Origin of the sequence: Leptothrix sp. (in: b-proteobacteria), from assembly GCF_965250675.1 — a bacterium.
In the GTDB taxonomy this organism is placed as follows: Bacteria; Pseudomonadota; Gammaproteobacteria; order Burkholderiales; family Burkholderiaceae_C; genus Sphaerotilus.
In genome coordinates this window covers 163,012-182,145 of record NZ_CBDFPH010000003.1, presented here as the reverse complement: position 1 = coordinate 182,145, position 19,134 = coordinate 163,012, and the positions used below count along the sequence as shown (strand labels likewise).

The following is a 19,134-nucleotide window of genomic DNA, read 5'->3' as shown; positions in this document are numbered from 1 at the left end:
ACGCCTCACCCTTCCGGTTTTCACGATGACAAACAGCATTGAATGGTTGATGGTCGAGTCGCTCGACCTCGACGCCCAGGGCGTGGCCCGCAAGACTGACGGCAAGGTCGTCTTCATCGAAGGCGCACTGCCCGGCGAGCGCGTACAGGCGCACACCAACCGGCGCAAGAACAACTGGGAGCAGGCGACGCTGACCGTCATGGGCCGCGAAAGCTCGCAGCGCGTGCGCCCCGGCTGTGAGAACTTCGGCCTGCACCCCGGTGCCTGCGGCGGCTGCAAGATGCAGCACCTGCACGCATCGGCGCAGGTGGCGGTCAAGCAGCGCACGCTGGAGGACAACCTCTGGCACCTGGCCAAGGTCAAGTCCGAACGCATGATGCGGCCGATCGAAGGCCCGACCTGGGGCTACCGCTACCGCGCGCGCCTGTCGGTGCGTTACGTGACCAAGAAGGGCGAGGTGCTGGTGGGCTTCCACGAGCGCAAGTCGCGCTACGTCGCCGACATGAAGACCTGCGCGGTGCTGCCGCCGCACATCAGCGCGCTGCTGGTGCCGCTGCGCGCGCTGATCGCCACGCTCGATGAGCGCGACCGCCTGCCGCAGATCGAGGTCGCGCTGGGTGAATCCCCGCACGGCTTGATCAACGCCCTGGTGCTGCGCCACCTGGAGCCGCTGGGCGACGCCGACAAGCAGCGCCTGCGCGACTTTGCCGCTGCGCACGACGTGCAATGGTGGCTGCAGCCCAAGGGCCCGGACACGGCACATCTGCTCGACGAAGGTGGTCCGGCGCTGGCCTACACCCTGCCGGAATACGGCGTGGTCATGCCCTTCAAGCCGACCGATTTCACCCAGGTCAACCACCACATCAACCGCGTGCTGGTCGGCAAGGCGCTCGGCCTGCTGCAGGTGCAGCGCGATGAGCGCGTGATCGACTGGTTCTGCGGCCTGGGCAACTTCACACTGCCGCTGGCCACGCAAGCGCGCGAGGTGCTGGGCATCGAGGGCAGCGAGGCGCTGGTGCAGCGCTCACGCGACAACGCCAAGCTCAACCAGCTCGACGGCAAGGCGAGCTTTGCCGCGCGCAACCTGTTCGAGTTGAGCCCAGCGGATGTCACCGCCTACGGCCCGGCCCAGCGCTGGCTGATCGATCCGCCGCGCGAAGGCGCGTTTGCGCTCATCAAGGCGCTGGCCGAACTGCGCCAGAACCCGGCCGCGCACGAAGGCTTCGAGCCGCCGCAGCGCATCGTCTACGTCAGCTGCAACCCGGCCACGCTGGCGCGCGACGCCGGCCTGCTGGTGCACCAGGCCGGCTACCGCTGCACGGCAGCGGGCGTGGTCAACATGTTCCCGCACACCGCGCACGTGGAGTCGATTGCGGTGTTCGAGCGCGTGGACGGCTGGGTACTGCCGTTGCCCGAGCCTGAAGTGGCTGCGCCGGTCGAAGCAGAAACTGCCCCGACCGACACTGCTCAGGCGATCACGTCGAGCAACTGAGTCTCGAACTCGATCTGGCTGCGGTTGTTCTGCAACACCGCGCCATCGACCAGAAACGTGTCCTCGACCCGCTCGCCCAGCGTGCTGATCTTGGCCAGCTGCAGGTTGATGCGGTAGCGCGCCAGCACGCGGGCGATGCAGTAGAGCAGGCCTGAACGGTCTGCCGCCGACACCGACAGCAGCCAGCGCTGCGCCTTCTCGTCCGGGCGCAGTTGCACGCGCGGCGTGGCCGGGAAGGACTTGACCCGGCGCGATTGCCGGCCCCGGCTCGGCTCGGGCAGGACGCCGTCCTGGGCCAGCGCCAGCGTCAGCTGGTTCTCGACCAGCGCGATCAGGTCGCGGTAGGCCTGATCGAAAAACGGCGTGATGACCTGGAAAGTGTCCAGCGCGTAGCCGGCCCGCGTGGTGTGTACACGAGCGTCCAGGATGCTGAACTGCGCCGTGTCGAAATAACCGCAGATGCGCGCAAACAGGTCCGGCTGATCGGGCGCGTAGACCAGCACCTGCAGGCCTTCGCCCACTGGCGACAGTCGCGCGCTGACCAGCGGCGCGGTGCCTTCGACCTTGCGGTTGAGCGCGCGGGCGTGCCAGGCGATCTCGCCGCTGTCATGGCGGGCGAAGTAGTTCAGGTCCAGCGTCTTCCAGAGCGTTTCTTCGGCGCCGGGCAGCATCGAATGCAGCGCCAGCAGCTGGCGCGCTTCCTGGCGTTTCTGCTCGATTTCAGCGTCCATGTTCGGCTGCGCGCCGCCCAGCGCCCGCAGCGTGGCGCGGTAGAGGTCTTCGAGCAGCTTGCCCTTCCAGGCGTTCCAGACCTTGGGGCTGGTGCCGCGGATGTCGGCCACCGTCAGCAGGTAGAGGGCGGTCAGGCGGCGCGGGTCCTGCACCTTCTGGGCGAAGGCCTGGATCACGTCCGGGTCGGACAGGTCTTCTTTCTGCGCCACGCGCGACATGGTCAGGTGCTCCTTGACCATGAATTCAATCAGCCGCGTGTCCTCGCGCTCGATGCCATGGTCACGGCAGAAGCGCCGCACTTCCACCGCGCCCAGCTCGGAGTGATCGCCGCCACGGCCCTTGGCCACGTCATGGAACAGCGCCGCCACGTACAGCACCCAGGCCTTGTCCCAGTGCGCGGCCAGTTGCGAGCAGAACGGGTATTCGTGCGTGTGCTCGGGAATGAAGAAGCGCCGCACATTGCGCAGCACCATCAGAATGTGCTGGTCCACGGTGTAGACGTGGAACAAGTCATGCTGCATTTGGCCGACGATGCGCCGGAATACCCACAGATAACGCCCCAGTACCGAGGTGTCATTCATCAACCGAAGCGCGTGCGTCTGGCCGCGCGGCTGTTGCAGGATGGCCATGAAGAGGCGACGGTTCTCGGGGTCGGCCCGGAACTTGGCATCCATCAGCTCGCGCGCGTTGTAGAGCGCGCGCAGCGTGCGCGCCGACAGTCCCTTGATGCCGACCGCGTTCTGGTAGGTGACGAAGGTATCGAGGATGGCGTGTGGATCGCGCTCGTACAGATCGTCGCTGGCGACTTCGAGCATGCCGGCGCGGTCGAAGAAGCGCTCGCTGATGGGCCGCATCGGTGCGTCCTGCGAGCCGTTGACGCGCTCCTCGATGCCCAGCATCAGGATCTGGTTGAGCTGCGTCACCGCCTTGGCGGCCCAGTAGTAGCGGCGCATCAGCGCCTCGCTGGCACGGCGTTCGCTGGTCGAGGTGTAGCCGAAGCTCTCGGCCACCGCCGTCTGCAGATCGAACACCAGCCGGTCTTCGCGCCGGCCGGCAATCACATGCAGCCGGGCGCGGATGAGCTTGAGCAGGCCTTCGTTGCGCGCCAGTGCGCGGGCCTCGAAACGCGAGATCAGGCCCTTGGCGACCAGTTCGTTCCAGTTGCGTCCCAGGCCGGCGCCCAAGGCGACCCAGCGCACCACCTGCAGGTCGCGCAGGCCGCCAGGGCTTTCCTTGCAGTTGGGCTCCAGCGAGTAGGGCGTGTCCTCGTACTTGGTGTGGCGCTGGTGCATCTCCAGCGACTTGGCAACCAGGAAGGCGGCGGGGTCGAGCGTTTCGTGCATGCGCCGGCGCAGCTGCTCGAACAGCCGCTTGGCGCCGCACAGGTGGCGGCACTCCAGCAGCGAGGTCTGCACGGTGACGTCGGCTTGCGCCTCGGCCACGCATTCATCCAGGCTGCGCACGCTGGAGCCGATCTCCAGCCCGATGTCCCAGCACGCGGTGATGAAGGCCTCGATGTGCGCCTGCTGCGTGGCCAGCACGCCGGCCTCGACTTCGCTCGGCTCGGGCAGCGGCTGCGGCAGGAGCAGCAGCACATCGACGTCGGAATACGGAAAAAGCTCGCCCCGGCCGTAGCCGCCCACTGCAACCAGAGCGGCGCCCTTGGGCAGCGTGGACTGCTCCCACAGCCGCTTCAACACGTCATCGACATGACGCGTCAGCAGGCGTGTCAGCCGCGCAGCAGCGGGGACGGTGGCGCGGGCGGCCTTGAATTCATCGATCAGCGCCTGCCGGCCATCGCGCAACATGCGGCGCAGTTCCGGCAGGGGCAGCGGGGCTGGGGGTGTTGCAGTGGCCACCCCGGCCACTGCGTTGGTCGGGGTGGCGCTCATGGCGGTCAGGCTCCGACGAAATCAGGCACAGGCGGGCTGCCGGCCGAGAGCGTCATGACCTCGTAGCCGGTTTCAGTCACCACCACGGTGTGTTCCCACTGCGCGGAGAGCGAGCGGTCCTTGGTGCGGATGGTCCAGCCGTCGCCGGCTTCCTTGATCTCGCGCCGGCCGGCGTTGATCATGGGCTCGATGGTGAACACCATGCCGGTGACCAGCGTGTCGAGCGTGCCCGGGCGGCCGTAGTGCAGCACCTGCGGCTCTTCGTGGAATTTCTTGCCGATGCCGTGGCCGCAGAATTCGCGCACCACCGACAGGCCCTGGTTTTCGGTGAAAGTCTGGATCGCGTTGCCGATGTCGCCCAGACGCGCTCCCGGCTTGACCTTCATGATGCCGCGCCACATGGCGTCGTACGTGATGCTGCACAGGCGCTTGGCAGCAATCGAGCCCTCGCCGACGATGAACATGCGACTCGTGTCACCGTGCCAGCCGTCCTTGATGACGGTGATGTCGATGTTGACGATGTCGCCGTTCTTCAGCGCCTTGTCGTTGGGCACGCCGTGGCAGATCTGGTCATTGACCGAGGTGCAGATCGACTTCGGGTACGGCGTGTAGCCGGGCGGGGCGTAGTTGAGCGGCGCGGGAATGGCTTTCTGCACATGGACGATGTGGTCGTGCGCCAGGCGGTCCAGTTCGTTGGTGGTGATGCCGGCCTTGACGTGAGGCGTCAGCATGTCCAGCACCTCGGAGGCAAGGCGGCAGGCCACGCGCATGGCGGCGATATCTTCGGCGGTCTTGATCGTGATCGACATAGCTGTGAATTATCGCATTCGGGTTTCAGGCCAGATCCTGCGCCTTGACGACGTACTTGCGGTAGCGCTGCATGGTGCGCAACTCGACCATGCCCATCCAGGCGCCCACCTGTTCTTCCGAGTAGCCCTTGGTCAACTGCCGCACGGCAAAAGTGTGCCGCAAACGGAACGGAGCGCCGCCCATGACCTCGGCTGCTTCCAGCACGCTGACGGCCGCACTGTGCACCGCCGGCCGGGACAATTGTTTGCCGCTCAGGGTGGACGGAAACACGAAGTCGCCGGCAATGGCCTTGGCCGTGCGCAACGCCAGCCAACGTGCCAGCAACTCTCCCGCCCATTGCGCCACCGGCGTCTGATGTTCAGGCGACAGGCCATCGGCCGGCACGGTCAAGCGCCACGGCACGCCGGGCACGGGGCCATCCTCCAGCGCCAGCCCGTCCAGCAGCAGGCCTTGCGCGTCGCCGGGGCCAAGCCCGGCGCCCAGCATCAGCGCCACCAGCGCCCGGTCACGCACCAGGCGCCATTCACCGCGCGGCGAACTGTTGCTTGGCAACGGGGCAGTCAACAGCGCCATCAGCCGCCTCAGTTCGCCGTCGCTGAGGATTTCCGTCTCAGGATTCAGCGCGGCCGAGTTGGCGTAGCGGTAGGGCGCTTCCAGCAACAGCGCTGCAGCCGCCGTGGGACCGGCGCTTTTTTCCTTTTTGCGGATGCGGTGGAACGTCAGCACCCGGTCGATCAGGTGCAGCATGCGCCAGGCGTAGCGCAGCGCCAGCGCGTCATTGCGGACGCGGCCCCGACCAGGCGCTCGCGGCCCCGGGTTGGGTAGTGACAGGAAAAGCTGCATCTGCTCCCGGCGCACGCCTTGCAGCGGGTTAACCCGCACGTAGTGCAACCCTTCCTCATCGAGCGGAATGCAGAACGATGCGAACGCGCCCCACATGTCCCGATAGACATGGGCCGACTCATTGGCCAGCGCATGCACTTTCTGACGGCTGCGCCCGGGCTTGGAGGCCAGCCAGCGCTCGAACAGCGCCAGCAACTCCGTGCGCAGGTCTTCAGCCTCGATCGACGGGAACAGCGGGTAAGACTTCATGAAAACATACTAACGGCAACGTTTCAGATCAGGCTTGATTCTGCTTTCTAGACGAGCCGCGTCGGCAAGGATTTTTCTGACGCTGCGTCACCGCCTAAAATCATGGGTTGCGTTCGTGGCCTCCGGCCGCGACATCGTTCACCTTCCTGCAGGCTCGCTCTAAGTGTCTTCTTCCTCCAAGCACCTGATGCATTTCGAAGGCGGCAACGCCTTGTCCACTTTCCGCGCCCAGGCGCTGCTGCCGCGCCTGCAAGCGATCAGCCCCCGCATCGTCGAGGTGTCCGCCCGCCATGTGCACTGGGTCTGGAGCGACGCCGCGCTGCCCTCAGCCGCCATCGACAAACTTGCCGCGCTGCTGACCTATGGTGACGCCTATGCGGCATCAGGTGAGGGCGAACTGATCGTCGTCATGCCGCGCCTGGGCACCGTGTCACCCTGGGCGTCCAAGGCCACCGACATCGCGCACAACTGCGGCCTGTCGATCCACCGCGTCGAGCGCGTGACCGAGTTCCGCCTGACGCTCAAGACCGGCCTGTTCGATGCCTTCAAGAGCGACACGCAAAAGCACCTCGGCGCCGAAGAACTGCAGGCCTGCGCGCTGCTGCTGCACGACCGCATGACCGAATCGGCTGCGCTGGAGCGCGACGCCGCCCGCCACCTGTTCGACGAACAACCCGCGCAACCGCTGGAACATGTCGACGTGCTGGGCCATGGCCCGAACGGTGGCCGCGTTGCGCTGGAAGTCGCCAACAAGGCCTACGGCCTGGCGCTGAGCGACGACGAAATCGACTACCTGGTCGCCGCATTTACCAAGCTCGGCCGCAACCCGAGCGATGTTGAGCTGATGATGTTCGCGCAGGCCAACAGCGAGCACTGCCGCCACAAGATCTTCAACGCCGACTTCACCATCGACGGCCTGCCGCAGCCGCTGAGCATGTTCGGCATGATCCGCAACACCGAGCGTCTCAGCCCGCAGAACACCGTGGTCGCCTACAGCGACAACGCCTCGGTGATGCGCGGCGGCCCGGTCGAGCGCTGGCTACCGCAGGGCTACACCAATGCGCCGCAGTACACCGCGCAGCCCGAGACCATGCATGTGCTGATGAAGGTGGAAACGCACAACCACCCGACCGCCATCAGCCCTTTCCCGGGCGCCTCGACTGGCGCGGGCGGCGAGATCCGCGATGAAGGCGCCACCGGCCGCGGCTCCAAGCCCAAGGCCGGCCTGACGGGCTTCAGCGTCTCGAACCTGAACCTGCCCGACACGGCAGAGTCGTGGGAGCAGTCGCCCATCGGCAAGCCCGAGCACATCGCCAGCGCGCTGCAGATCATGACCGAGGGCCCGCTGGGCGGCGCCGCGTTCAACAACGAATTCGGCCGGCCCAACCTGGCGGGCTACTTCCGCGTCTTCGAACAGGAAGTTGCCGGCGTACAGCGCGGCTACCACAAGCCCATCATGATTGCCGGCGGCTTGGGGCAAATCAGCGACAGCCAGACGCACAAGCTGCCGTTTGGCGCCGGCACGCTGCTGATCCAGCTCGGCGGCCCCGGCATGCGCATCGGCATGGGCGGCGGCGCGGCCAGCTCGATGGCGGCGGGCACCAATGCCGCGTCGCTGGACTTCGACTCGGTCCAGCGCGGCAACCCCGAGATCCAGCGCCGGGCGCAGGAGGTCATCAACCACTGCTGGGCGCTGGGTGCGGTGAACCCGATCCTGGCCATCCACGATGTGGGCGCGGGCGGCATCAGCAATGCGTTCCCGGAACTGGTCGACGGCGCAGAGAAGGGCGCGACCTTCGACATCAACAAGGTGCCGCTGGAAGAAACCGGCCTGGCGCCGAAGGAAATCTGGTGCAACGAGAGCCAGGAGCGCTACGTGCTGGCGATCTCGCCCGAGAGCCTGCCGATTTTCACCGCGATGGCCGAGCGCGAGCGCTGCCCGTTCGCCGTGATCGGCGTGGCGACCGACGACCGTGAGCTGATCCTCGAAGAAGGCAAGGGCGGCGCACGTCCGATCGACATGCCAATGGACGTGCTGCTGGGCAAGCCGCCCAAGGTGCACCGCGATGTCAAGCGCGTCGAGCGCACCGAAGCGCCGCTGAACCTCACCGGCGTCAAGCTCGAAGACGTGGCCTACCAGGTGCTGCGCCACCCGACGGTGGCGAGCAAGCGCTTCCTGATCACCATCGGCGACCGCACCGTGGGCGGCATGAGCCACCGCGACCAGATGGTCGGCCCGTGGCAAGTGCCGGTGGCCGATTGCGCCGTGACGCTGGCCGACTACGCCGGCTTCCGCGGCGAAGCCATGAGCATGGGCGAGCGCACGCCGCTGGCCGCGTTGGATGCGCCCGCCTCGGGCCGCATGGCGGTGGCCGAGGCCATCACCAACCTGCTGGCTGCACCGATCGAGCTGAGCCGCATCAAGCTCTCTGCCAACTGGATGGCCGCCTGTGGTGAAGCCGGCGAAGACGCCGCGCTGTACGAGACCGTCAAGGCGATCGGCATGGAGCTGTGCCCGGCGCTGGGCATCGGCATTCCGGTCGGCAAGGACAGCCTGTCGATGCGCACCAAGTGGAGCGACGGCGAGCAAGCCAAGCAGGTCGTGGCGCCGGTGTCGCTGATCGTGTCGGCGTTTGCCACGCTCGACGACGTGCGCGGCACGCTCACGCCGCAACTGCAGACGGGCGACACCAGTTTGATCCTGATCGACCTGGGCCACGGCAAGAACCGCATGGGCGGTTCGATGCTGGCGCAGGTGCTCAACCAATTCGGCCATGAAGTGCCGGACGTGGACAGCGCCGAAGCGCTCAAGTGCCTGGTCAGCGCCATCAACGCGCTGCGCGCCGCGGGCAGGCTGCTGGCCTACCACGACCGCAGCGATGGCGGCCTGTGGGCAGCGGCCTGCGAAATGGCCTTTGCCGGCCACGTGGGCGTCAGCCTGAACGTCGACATGCTCGTCACTGAAGGCGACGGCATCAGCGACAGCCGCGCCGACACGGGTGACTCCAAGAACTGGGCCACGCAGGTCGGCGAGCGCCGCAACGAGCTGACGCTGAAAGCGCTGTTCAACGAGGAACTCGGCGCCGTCATCCAGGTGCCGACCGCCGTGCGCAACGAAGTGATGCAAACGCTGCGCGCCCACGGCCTGAGCAAGCACAGCCACGTCATCGGCAAGACCAACGACCGCGCGGCGGTCGAGGTCTGGCGCGATGCCAAGAGCGTGTTCACCGCACCGCTGCGCGACCTGCACCAGGCCTGGGACGACGTGAGCTGGCGCATCGCCCGCCTGCGCGACAACCCGGCCTGCGCCGACAGCGAACACGCCGCCACGGGCGCCGCCGACGCCACCGGCCTGCACGTGGCGCTGACCTTCGACGCCGCGCAGGACGTGGCCGCGCCGTTCCTGAACCTGACGCGCCCCAAGGTCGCCATCCTGCGCGAGCAGGGCGTCAACTCGCACATCGAGATGAGCTACGCGATGGCGAAGTCGGGCTTCGACACCTTCGACGTGCACATGTCCGACCTGCAGGCCGGCCGCGCCCGTCTCGACATGTTCCAGGGCTTTGTCGCCTGCGGTGGCTTCAGCTACGGCGACACGCTGGGCGCGGGCGAGGGCTGGGCGCGCTCGGTCATGTTCAATCCGCAGCTGGCCGAGCAGTTCGCGGCCTTCTTCGGCCGCACCGACACCTTCGCGCTGGGCGTGTGCAACGGCTGCCAGATGATGGCGGCGCTGTCGCCCATCATCCCCGGTGCGCAGGACTGGCCCAAGTTCACGCGCAACAAGAGCGAGCAGTTCGAGGCGCGCCTGAGCCAGGTCGAGATCCTGGCCAGCCCGTCGATCTTCTTCCAGGGCATGGAAGGCAGTCGCATGCCGATCGCGGTGGCCCACGGCGAAGGCTTTGCGGACTTTTCGCAGCGCGGTGATTCCGCCAAGGTCCAGCGCGCCATGCGCTTCGTCGACCCCACCGGCGCGCCGACCGAAGCCTACCCGTTCAACCCGAACGGCAGCCCGGACGGCCTGACCTCGGTCACCACCGCCGACGGCCGCTTCACGGTGCTGATGCCGCACCCGGAACGCGTCTTCCGCAACGTGCAGATGAGCTGGACGAGTGGCGACGTGAGCGCTGCCAGCCCATGGCAGCGCATGTTCGGCAATGCACGCAAGTGGGTGGGTTGAGGGCGGGCTGATCAAGCCCTGACGCTGAAACGCCAATAAAAACGGCCGCTTGATGCGGCCGTTTTTTCTTTTCCGATCCGATCAAGATCGGATCAGTTCACGTCAGATGAAGAACTCATCCCGGCGCATGTAGCGCCATTGGCCCACAGGCAGGTGGCCCAGCGGCACGCTGCCGATGCGCACGCGCTTGAGGCTCAGGATGTTGAGGCCGACGGCTTCGCACATTCTTCGGATCTGGCGCTTCTTGCCTTCGCGCAGCACGAAGCGCAGCTGGTCTTCGTTCTGCCAGCTGACCTTGGCGGGCTTGAGCGGCTCGCCATCGATTTCCAGGCCGTGGTTGAGCAGCGCCATGGCGGACTCGGGGAAGTCGCCGTCGCCCATGTACTCGACCCGCACCAGGTATTCCTTCTCGACCTGCGAGTCGTCACCGATCAGTTGCTTGGCGACGCGGCCATCCTGCGTCAGCACCAGCAGGCCGATGGAGTCAATGTCCAGCCGCCCGGCGGGCGCCAGGCTGCGCATGTGGCCGGGGTGCCAGCTGAAGCCGGACTTGTCTTCGGCCCACTGGTTTTCGGGGCGGATCAGCGCGATGGCGGGCTCGTAGCCGTCTTCGGCCTGGCCGCTGACGTAGCCGACCGGCTTGTTGACCAGGATGGTCATGCGTTGTGCCTGCTGCTTGTGCGCCAGCGGGTCGACCGTGATGCGCGCCTCCGGCCCGACGCGCTGGCCCAGCACCGCCAGGCGGCCGTCGACCCGCACCCAGCCGGCTTCGATCCACTCATCGGCCTCGCGGCGCGACGCCAGGCCGAGCGCGGTCATGCGCTTGGACAGGCGCTCGCCGGTGTGCAGCTCCGACGGCTCGCGGCGGTTCGGGTTCGGGCCCGTCAGCCGTTCCGGGCGCGACGAGTAGGAGCGGTCCTGCCCCGATTGCACCGGACGGGCCGGAGCCAGCGGCGGGCGATAGGGGCGGGCGATGCGCTCTTCGGTGCGGCCTTCGTTGCGCGCATCACTGCGGCTTTCGCTGCGATAGTCGCCACGCTGATCGGCGCGCGGGAAGTCCGGGCGCTGTTCATGACGCGGCTCGAAGCGCGGCGCCGGGCGCTGGGCCTGGCTGCGCGGATCGGGGCGCTGGTCGTTGCGATAGCCCCCGCGCGCATCCGGCGCCGGCCGGTCATGCCAGCGGTTGTCGGGCTGACGATGATCGTTGGGGCGCTGGTCTTGCCACTGGCGTGGCGGGTCACGGCGCTCGCCACCCCAGGGCGCGGCAGGACGCTGCTCACCCTGGCGGAAATCATTGCGTTGGCCTGCGCCCTGCTGGCGCGGATCGAAGCGTGGTGCCTGGCGCGCGTCACGTGGGTCACGGTCACGGCGCGGCTGCTCGTCGCGCCAGCCTTCGCCTTGGGGACGCGGGCGATCCGCGTGGCCGAACGACGGGCGCGGGCCCTCGTTGCGGCGATCGTCAAAGCCACGGCGCGGGCCTTCGTCGCGCTGGAACGGACGCGAATCAGGACGGGCATCCGGGCGTGGGCCGGAGCGGAACTCCTGGCGGGGCTCCGAGCGGAACGCCGGGCGCTCATCTTGCCGCGCATCAAAACGCGGCGGGCGATCCTGTCGGTCTGGCCGGTTCTGCGACGGACGACGATCCCCCGCTGCGGCTTCGTTTTCTTTGGCACGGACCTCGCGGTCGGCCTGCGCCTGCGCCAGCGTCGGCCGGCCGCGCGCGCCCTGGCCGCCACGGACAGGTGAGCGGTAGGAGGGCGATGAAGGCGAGGACGGCTTGGCGCCGGGTTTTTTCGTGAGCTTGAGCGTGACCATATCGGCAAACCTGAGGTGTATTGAAGCGGGATCGCACCGAGGCAACCCGGCGTGAAGAGGGTGGAAACACGGCTGTGCTATCGTGATTTCCGTTGTAGATCAGCCCCGCCGAGCGGGGCTTTTTGTTGATTATTTGAAGTAAATCAAGCCGGTCAGTCCGACCGGAAACGGAGTGATTCAGTGGACGTCGTCATCTTGATCAAGGCCGCCCTGATGGGCATCGTGGAGGGGCTGACCGAGTTTTTGCCCATCTCCAGCACCGGGCACCTGATATTGGCAGGATCGCTCCTGGGCTTCACCGACGACAAGAGCAAGGTGTTCGAGATCGCCATCCAGACTGGCGCGATTTTCGCCGTGATCCTGGTCTATGCCCAGCGACTTCGCGCCACCATGGCGGGTTTGCCACGTGACCCGTCCTCACAGCGCTTCGTGCGCAACGTGCTGATCGGCTTTCTGCCGGCCGTGGTGCTGGGCCTGCTGTTCGGCAAGGTCATCAAGGCCCACCTGTTCACGCCGGTTGTCGTGGCGTCCACCTTCATCATCGGGGGGCTGATTATCTTGTGGGTCGAGCGGCGCAGCCCGAAGGCCGTGCGCATTCATGACGTCGACCAGATGAGCGCGCTGGACGCTCTCAAGGTCGGCCTCGTGCAGTGCTTTGCCATGATTCCAGGCACCAGTCGCTCGGGCGCCACCATCATCGGCGGCATGATGCTCGGGCTGTCGCGCCAGGCGGCGACCGATTTCAGCTTCTTCCTGGGCATTCCGACGCTGGTCGGCGCCGGCGCCTACAGCCTCTGGAAAGAGCGCGCGCTGCTGTCGATGGCGGATTTGCCGATGTTTGTCGTCGGCCTGCTGTTCTCCTTCATCTCGGCCTGGCTGTGCGTGCGCTGGCTGCTGCGCTACATCGCTACCCACAATTTCGTGCCGTTTGCTTGGTACCGCATTGCATTCGGCCTGATCGTGCTGGCCACGGCCTACAGCGGCACGATCGTCTGGACGGACTGACGGAAAGACCGAACGCAGCCCCTCAGGCTGCGCGCGTGTAGATCAAGTCCCACACGCCGTGGCCGAGGCGCAGGCCGCGGTTCTCGAACTTGGTCAGCGGGCGATAGTCCGGGCGCGGCGCGTAGCCGTCGGCGGTGTTTCGCAGGCCGGGTTCGGCGCTCAGCACGGCGAGCATCTGCTCGGCATAGTCCTGCCAGTCGGTAGCGCAGTGCAGATAGCCGCCCGGCGCCAGCCGCGATACCAGTTTTGCCACGAACTCCGGCTGGATCAGCCGGCGCTTGTTGTGCTTCTTCTTGTGCCACGGGTCCGGGAAAAACACATGCACGCCGGCCAGGCTGCCGGGGGCGATCATCTGATCGAGCACCTCGACCGCGTCGTGCTGCACGATGCGCAGATTCTCCAGCCCACGCTCGCCGATGTGCTTGAGCAGGGCGCCCACGCCTGGCGTGTGCACCTCGACACCCAGGAACAGGGTCTCAGGCCGCGCTGCTGCAATCTGTGCAGTGGCGTCACCCATGCCGAAACCGATTTCCAGCACCAGCGGCGCGGTGCGCTGCCAGACCGACTCGACCGCGAGGGGCTGGGGCGCGAACGGCAGCACGTAGCGCGGCCCGAGTTCCTCCAGCGCCCGCTGCTGCCCCGTGCCCATGCGGCCCGCGCGCAACACGAAACTGCGCACCGCGCGGCGCGGCGCGGCAGACGCCTCCGGGCTGTCGGGTGACTCGGGGATGATGGTTTCGACGGGATCGGACATCGTGCGGCACAGAGCAGTTCGTGAGGGAAGGGCCGACGCATCAGGCGCCGCCAGGGTGCGCGATTCTGCCCGAATGCGATGCTTATAATGCGCGCTGCTGCGGGTGTAGTTCAATGGTAGAACGGCAGCTTCCCAAGCTTCATACAGGGGTTCGATTCCCCTCACCCGCTCCAAAACACACTGAAGAACATCGATCAAGCGCCTCAGGGCGCTTTTTGTTTTTCAGAACGACGAGCCCGGTGTCGTCAGGAACTCAAGCTCGTCGGGCGTGGATGTTCGACCCAGGATGGCATTGCGGTGCGGATAGCGCCCGAAACGGTCGATGATGGCCTGGTGCCTGCGCTCGAAGTTCAGATTGTTTTCCAGGCCCGGCGCACTGAATAAAGTCAGCGCGGTTTCGTGAATCACAAGCGATTCGCTGTGCATGTAGGGCAGATAGAGAAAAGCTCGCTGCGCGAGGTCGAGTTCGATATCGGCCTGGGCCGCCACGGCGCATTGAGCCAGTGCGAGCGCCAAGGCGTCGCAGGCAAACGCCTGGGACTGATCGCGGTAGATGTTGCGTGAGAACTGGTCGAGCACGATGATTTCTGCCAGGCGACCGGGCGCCGTGGCGCGCCAGCTGTGTAGCTCACACCGCGCTGCGGCCCGGTGGACAGCGCCAAAGCGGGTTTCGATCTGCCGGTCGAACGGCTCGGATTTCGCCCACCATTGCTTGGGATCGATTCTCTTCGAACCAGAAATCAAGGATGGCTTCGGGCTCGTGTGGTGCTGGAGGCATGGGGGCGGACGTCTTGCGGAATTGGCAGCACATTACTCCAGAATTCAAAAGCAAGAGCCGGGGTGCGGGTACCGCCACGGCGCTCTACAGTGAAGCCACCAACCCGGGCATTCGAAAGGCAGATGATGAGCATGAACACGCCGGCTGAAATTCTGGCGCTGGCCACGGTGAACGATCCGCGCTGGGCGGCCGTGTTGGCACGCGACACGCAGTGCGACGGCACGTTTTTTTACTCGGTCCGCACTACGGGGGTCTACTGCCGACCCAGTTGCGCCGCACGGCAAGCCCGACCGGAGAACGTGGCGTTCCATGCCAGCGCAGCCGATGCGCAGCGCGCCGGCTTTCGGGCCTGTCTGCGCTGCAAGCCGGATCAGCCGCCGCTGGCAGTCCAGCACGCCGCGCTGGTCACGAGGCTGTGCCAGGTGCTTGAAACCTCAGAGCCCACGCCGAGCCTGGACGAACTGGCACGGCAGGCGCAACTGAGCCCGCATCATCTGCATCGGGTATTCAAGCTCGTCACGGGGCTGACGCCCAGGGCTTACGCACAAGCGCACCGCAGCCAGCGCCTGCGCACGGAACTCGGCCACAGCAGCACGGTGACCGAGGCCATCTACAGCGCCGGTTACGCCTCCGGCAGCCGTTTCTACGCCGAGGCCGACCAGGTCCTGGGCATGACGCCGACGCGCTATCGGTCAGGCGGGCGGGCGCGGCCATCCACTTCGCCATTGGCCAGTGTTCGCTCGGTGCCATTCTGGTGGCGCGCAGCGAGCGGGGGGTGTGTGCGATCCTGATGGGCGACGACCCCGACGCGCTGGCGCGTGATCTGCAGGACCGCTTCCCGCAGGCGACTCTGGTGGGCGGCGATGACGGGTTCGAGCAATGGGTGGCGCAGGTCATCGGTTTCGTGGAAGCCCCTGCCTTGGGGCTGAACCTGCCGCTGGACGTGCGGGGAACGGCGTTTCAGCAGCGCGTCTGGCAGACCTTGCAGCGCATCCCCGCCGGGCAAACCGCGAGCTACGCAGAGATTGCCGAGCGCATCGGCGCGCCAAAATCATTCCGCGCCGTGGCGCAGGCCTGCGGCGCCAACGCGCTGGCGGTGGCCATTCCGTGTCACCGCGTGGTCCGCAGCGACGGCGCGCTGTCCGGCTACCGCTGGGGCGTCGAGCGCAAGCGCGCCCTGCTGGAGCGCGAGGCACAGCAGGGCGAGAGCTGAGCCGGCGTCAGTCGTTCTCGATCATCCGCATCGACAGGTCCAGCGCGCGCAGGTGCTTGGTGATGGCGCCGACCGAGATGCGGTCGACGCCGGTTTCGGCCAGTGCGCGGATGGTCTCCAGCGTCGCGCCGCCGGAATATTCGAGCAGGGTCTTGCCGCCGCAGGCGCGGTGCTCGCGCACCAGGGTGACGGCTTCGCGGATCTGGGGCAGGGGGAAGTCGTCGATCAGCAGCAGGTCGACGTCTTCGTCCAGCGCGGTACGGGCCTCGTCGAGCGTTTCCGCCTCGGTCATCAAGGGCAGTTCCAGCCCGAGCGCGCGGGCGCGCACGATGGCCGAGCGCAGGCCGCCGGCGGCGGCGACGTGGTTTTCCTTGATCAGGAAACCGTCATACAGGCCGATGCGGTGGTTGAGGCCGCCGCCGCAGGCCACGGCGTATTTCTGCGCATTGCGCAGGCCGGGCAGGGTCTTGCGGGTGTCGACGATACGGGCGCCGGTGCCGGCCACGGCGTCCACGTAGCGGCGTACAGCGGTGGCGGTGCCCGAGAGCGTCTGCAGGAAGTTGAGCGCAGTGCGCTCGGCCGTCAGCAGGGTGCGGGCGGTGCCGTGAATGGTGCAGAGCAGTTGTTCGGGCTCGACGCTGGCGCCTTCGGCCACGGCCCACTGGATGCGCACCGACGGCTCCAGCGCGCGGAACACCGCCTCGAACCACGGCTGGCCGCACAGCACCGCCGCTTCGCGGGTGATGACGCGCGCGGCAGCGCGCTGGTGTTCATCGATCAGCAGGGCGGTGACGTCGCCGGTGCCGATGTCCTCGGACAGCGCATGGTGCACGGTGAAAGTCAGGTCGGCGGGCAGGCGATCGGGTGTCATGTCGGGAGGTCAGGCAAGAGTGGCGCGGGCCGGAATTGTCGCCGCTGGCGCAGCATTCAGGCGCTGTGCGGCCTGTACCATCATTGACTCAGCCCGGCTTGCCGGACGCTCGCACTGCCTGCCATGCCCGACTCCACTGCTTACACCGTCCATCTGATTGGCCCGGCCGCCCTTGAGGCCGGACCGGACGCAGCGCCAGCCTCCTGGGGCCGCTGGATCGTGACGCACTTCGCCGACTGGGCGGCGTGGCAGGCACGGTCGTCCCATGAAGCGTTTCCGGACGCGCTGCAGGTCAGCCTGGCCGGCGCCGATCAACTCCAGGCCCTCTTGAGTGCGCCCCACTGGCCGCAGGCCTTGCAGGAAACTGCCGTCGTGCTGAGGTGTGCCGGCGTGACACCCGCCCTGCAGCTGCAGTTGCTGCGGGCGGGCGTGCAGGAGGTGATCGACAGCGCCAGCAACACCCCTTCAGACGCTGTCGCCACCTGGCGTGCGCTGCGCCTGGGCGTGGAGCGCAAGCGGCTGGAAGCCACCCAGCGGCGCGGCTGGTCGATCGACCTCAACACCGGTCTGCCCAGCCAGGCGCTGTGGCTGGAGATGCTCAACCAGCTGTGCGCGCTGCGCGAGCGTGAGCCGGCGGCGATGGCGCTGCTGGTCTTGCGCCTGGACGGCCTGGCGCGCGTGCGGCGCGAACACGGCGAGGTCATGGCCAACTCGCTGCGCCGCAAGGCTGCCGTGCGGCTGCGCGCCGGCCTGCGCGCCAGCGATGTAGTGGGCGTGCTGGGCGAGGACTCGCTCGCGGCCATCCTGCTGCGCCTGGAGAAACCGCAGGACGCGGACAAGGTCGGTGCCAAGCTGGCGGCCGCCATGAGCCAGCCCTACATCATCAGCGGCCAGCAGGCGGTGCTGAGTGTGGCGCTGGGCGTGGCCAATTACCCGCAGCACGGCCAGCACGCGCAGGAATTGCTGGGCCTGGCGCAAGGGGCTGCTGCGCAGAGCGCCGGCTCGCGCGTGGGCATGACGGCAGGCGGCATGGACGCAGCCAACGACGAGTGAGCAGGGGTCATGCCCCTGACATGACCCACTCCTAGAGTGGATCGGGCGGCCCCACCAGGCCGTCCGGTTCAACGTCAAGAGGAGTTTTCATGCGCCGCTCACTGATTCCCGCCATCGCCGCCACCGTGGCAGCGGTCTTGCTGCCCACTTGGGCTCCCGCTGTCATGGCGGCGCCGCAACATGAGGGTCGTCGCGCGTCCGAAGCCTCGTACGGCCCGGCCGTGCAGGTTGGCCCGCGCCCGTATTTCCTGGTCAACGACATGAGCGACAGCAAGCTCAGGCAGAAGCTGCAGTCCTGCGCCAGCCGCATCACGGAGTTCCGCAAGAGCGACTTCTCCATCGGCCACCGGGGTGCCGCGCTGCAGTTTCCCGAGCACACCCGGGAGTCCTATGAAGCCGCAGCGCGCATGGGCGCGGGCATCGTCGAATGCGACGTGACCTTCACCAAGGACAAGGAGCTGGTCTGCCGCCACGCCCAGAACGACCTGCACACCACGACCAACATCCTGGTGGTGCCTGAGTTGGCCGCCAAGTGCACCAAGCCCTTCGTCGCCGCCACCTACGACGCCACCGGCAAGATGACCGCACCGGCCGCTGCCGAGTGCCGCGCCAGCGACATCACGCTGGCCGAGTTCAAGACGCTGCGGGGCAAGATGGATGCCTTCAACCCGGCGGCCCGCACGCCGGCGGAGTACCTGGGCGGCACGGCCAATTTCCGCACCGACCTGTATTCCGGCCCGTCCAGCGGCACGCTGCTGACGCACCGGGAGAGCATCGAGCTGTTCAAGAAACTTGGCGTCAAGATGACGCCCGAGCTGAAGTCGGCCTCCGTCACGATGCCGTTCGACGGCTTCACGCAGGAAGCCTACGCGCAGAAGATGATCGACGAGTACAAGGCAGCCGGCGTCTCGCCGCGCCGGGTCTGGCCGCAGTCGTTCAACAAGAACGATGTCCTCTACTGGGTGCGCAACGAGGCGGCCTTTGGCAAGCAGGCGGTCTATCTGGACGACGCCGCCACCGCAGCAGACCTGCCCAGCGCCGCAGAACTGGCCAGCTACAAGGCCGACGGCATCAACATCTGGGCACCACCGATCTTTGCGCTGCTGGCCGTGGACGCCAACAAGAACATCGTGCCGTCCCAGTCGGCGCGCGACGCCAAGGCCATGGGACTGAACATGATCACCTGGAGCCTGGAGCGCAGCGGCATCCTCGCCGATGGCAACAACGGCTTCTATTACCAGAGCTTCGACTCGGCCATCACGCGTGAAGGCGACATGATGCGGGTGGTCGATGTGCTGGCCCGGGACGTCGGCGTCATCGGCATCTTCTCGGACTGGCCCGCCACGGTCACCTTCTATGCCAACTGCATGGGCATGAAGTAAGGGCATCACGGGCCGTTCTCGTGCGGGGACGGCCCGATAGTCCTCGCGGCGCCACTTAAAATCAGCGC

General features: G+C 67.0%; 12 protein-coding genes, 1 tRNA gene and 1 pseudogene. 7 read left to right on the top strand and 7 right to left on the bottom strand.

All coding sequences use genetic code 11. From position 1 onward, the window contains the following. The first annotated feature begins 25 nt into the window (after positions 1–25). Complete coding sequence (rlmD, locus tag AC5IG3_RS06330) at positions 26–1,492, top strand: 23S rRNA (uracil(1939)-C(5))-methyltransferase RlmD (RefSeq protein ID WP_491905436.1); 1,467 nt, start codon at positions 26–28, stop codon at positions 1,490–1,492. Here rlmD and AC5IG3_RS06325 read toward each other — a convergent pair. From AC5IG3_RS06325 to AC5IG3_RS06315, 3 genes are read right to left on the bottom strand one after another with little or no spacing between them, the layout of a single operon-like run. Beyond that, a complete protein-coding gene (locus AC5IG3_RS06325; RefSeq protein ID WP_491905435.1) occupies positions 1,468–4,116 on the bottom strand; it encodes a [protein-PII] uridylyltransferase in 2,649 nt (882 codons plus the stop codon). The genes rlmD and AC5IG3_RS06325 overlap by 25 nt on opposite strands. Positions 4,117–4,121: 5 nt before the next feature. Beyond that, positions 4,122–4,925, bottom strand: a complete 804-nt coding sequence (gene map, locus AC5IG3_RS06320; RefSeq protein ID WP_491905434.1) for a type I methionyl aminopeptidase — start codon at positions 4,923–4,925, stop codon at positions 4,122–4,124. Positions 4,926–4,950: 25 nt separating this feature from the next. Continuing rightward, complete coding sequence (locus AC5IG3_RS06315) at positions 4,951–6,018, bottom strand: tyrosine-type recombinase/integrase (protein WP_491905433.1); 1,068 nt, start codon at positions 6,016–6,018, stop codon at positions 4,951–4,953. A 187-nt stretch (positions 6,019–6,205) separates the two neighbouring features. On the opposite strand from AC5IG3_RS06315, the gene purL reads away from it, so the two are divergent. Beyond that, positions 6,206–10,195 (top strand): phosphoribosylformylglycinamidine synthase, encoded by a 3,990-nt coding sequence (gene purL / locus AC5IG3_RS06310; protein ID WP_491905654.1) that lies wholly within the window; start codon positions 6,206–6,208, stop codon positions 10,193–10,195. 102 nt (positions 10,196–10,297) lie between these two features. On the opposite strand, the gene AC5IG3_RS06305 is transcribed toward purL, so the two are convergent. Continuing rightward, positions 10,298–12,010 (bottom strand): pseudouridine synthase, encoded by a 1,713-nt coding sequence (locus tag AC5IG3_RS06305; RefSeq protein WP_491905432.1) that lies wholly within the window; start codon positions 12,008–12,010, stop codon positions 10,298–10,300. A 180-nt stretch (positions 12,011–12,190) separates the two neighbouring features. Between AC5IG3_RS06305 and AC5IG3_RS06300 the strand changes: the two genes are divergently transcribed. Continuing rightward, positions 12,191–13,015 carry an undecaprenyl-diphosphate phosphatase gene (locus AC5IG3_RS06300; protein ID WP_491905431.1) on the top strand — a complete coding sequence of 275 codons (825 nt, stop codon included), beginning with the start codon at positions 12,191–12,193 and terminating at the stop codon, positions 13,013–13,015. 22 nt (positions 13,016–13,037) lie between these two features. On the opposite strand, the gene trmB is transcribed toward AC5IG3_RS06300, so the two are convergent. Then, on the bottom strand, positions 13,038–13,769 hold the full coding sequence (gene trmB / locus AC5IG3_RS06295; RefSeq protein WP_491905430.1) for a tRNA (guanosine(46)-N7)-methyltransferase TrmB: 732 nt from the start codon (positions 13,767–13,769) through the stop codon (positions 13,038–13,040). Between the two features lie 99 nt (positions 13,770–13,868). Between trmB and AC5IG3_RS06290 the strand changes: the two genes are divergently transcribed. Continuing rightward, a tRNA-Gly gene (locus AC5IG3_RS06290) sits at positions 13,869–13,942 on the top strand. A 49-nt stretch (positions 13,943–13,991) separates the two neighbouring features. Here the strand turns inward: AC5IG3_RS06290 and AC5IG3_RS06285 are convergent. Further along, the gene (locus tag AC5IG3_RS06285; RefSeq protein ID WP_491905429.1) at positions 13,992–14,513 is read right to left on the bottom strand and encodes a DUF924 family protein; all 522 of its coding nucleotides are present in this window, start codon (positions 14,511–14,513) and stop codon (positions 13,992–13,994) included. 159 nt (positions 14,514–14,672) lie between these two features. Here AC5IG3_RS06285 and ada point away from each other — a divergent pair. Then, positions 14,673–15,760 (top strand): annotated as a pseudogene (ada, locus tag AC5IG3_RS06280) (bifunctional DNA-binding transcriptional regulator/O6-methylguanine-DNA methyltransferase Ada). A 7-nt stretch (positions 15,761–15,767) separates the two neighbouring features. On the opposite strand, the gene nadC reads toward ada, so the two are convergent. Beyond that, a complete protein-coding gene (gene nadC / locus AC5IG3_RS06275) occupies positions 15,768–16,631 on the bottom strand; it encodes a carboxylating nicotinate-nucleotide diphosphorylase (protein ID WP_491905428.1) in 864 nt (287 codons plus the stop codon). Positions 16,632–16,754: 123 nt separating this feature from the next. On the opposite strand from nadC, the gene AC5IG3_RS06270 reads away from it, so the two are divergent. Together AC5IG3_RS06270 and AC5IG3_RS06265 are read left to right on the top strand one after the other, a co-directional pair. Next, positions 16,755–17,684, top strand: a complete 930-nt coding sequence (locus AC5IG3_RS06270) for a GGDEF domain-containing protein (protein ID WP_491905427.1) — start codon at positions 16,755–16,757, stop codon at positions 17,682–17,684. Positions 17,685–17,773: 89 nt separating this feature from the next. Continuing rightward, entirely contained in the window at positions 17,774–19,066 is a 1,293-nt protein-coding gene (locus AC5IG3_RS06265; protein WP_491905426.1) for a glycerophosphodiester phosphodiesterase family protein, read from the top strand. Positions 19,067–19,134: the final 68 nt, after the last annotated feature.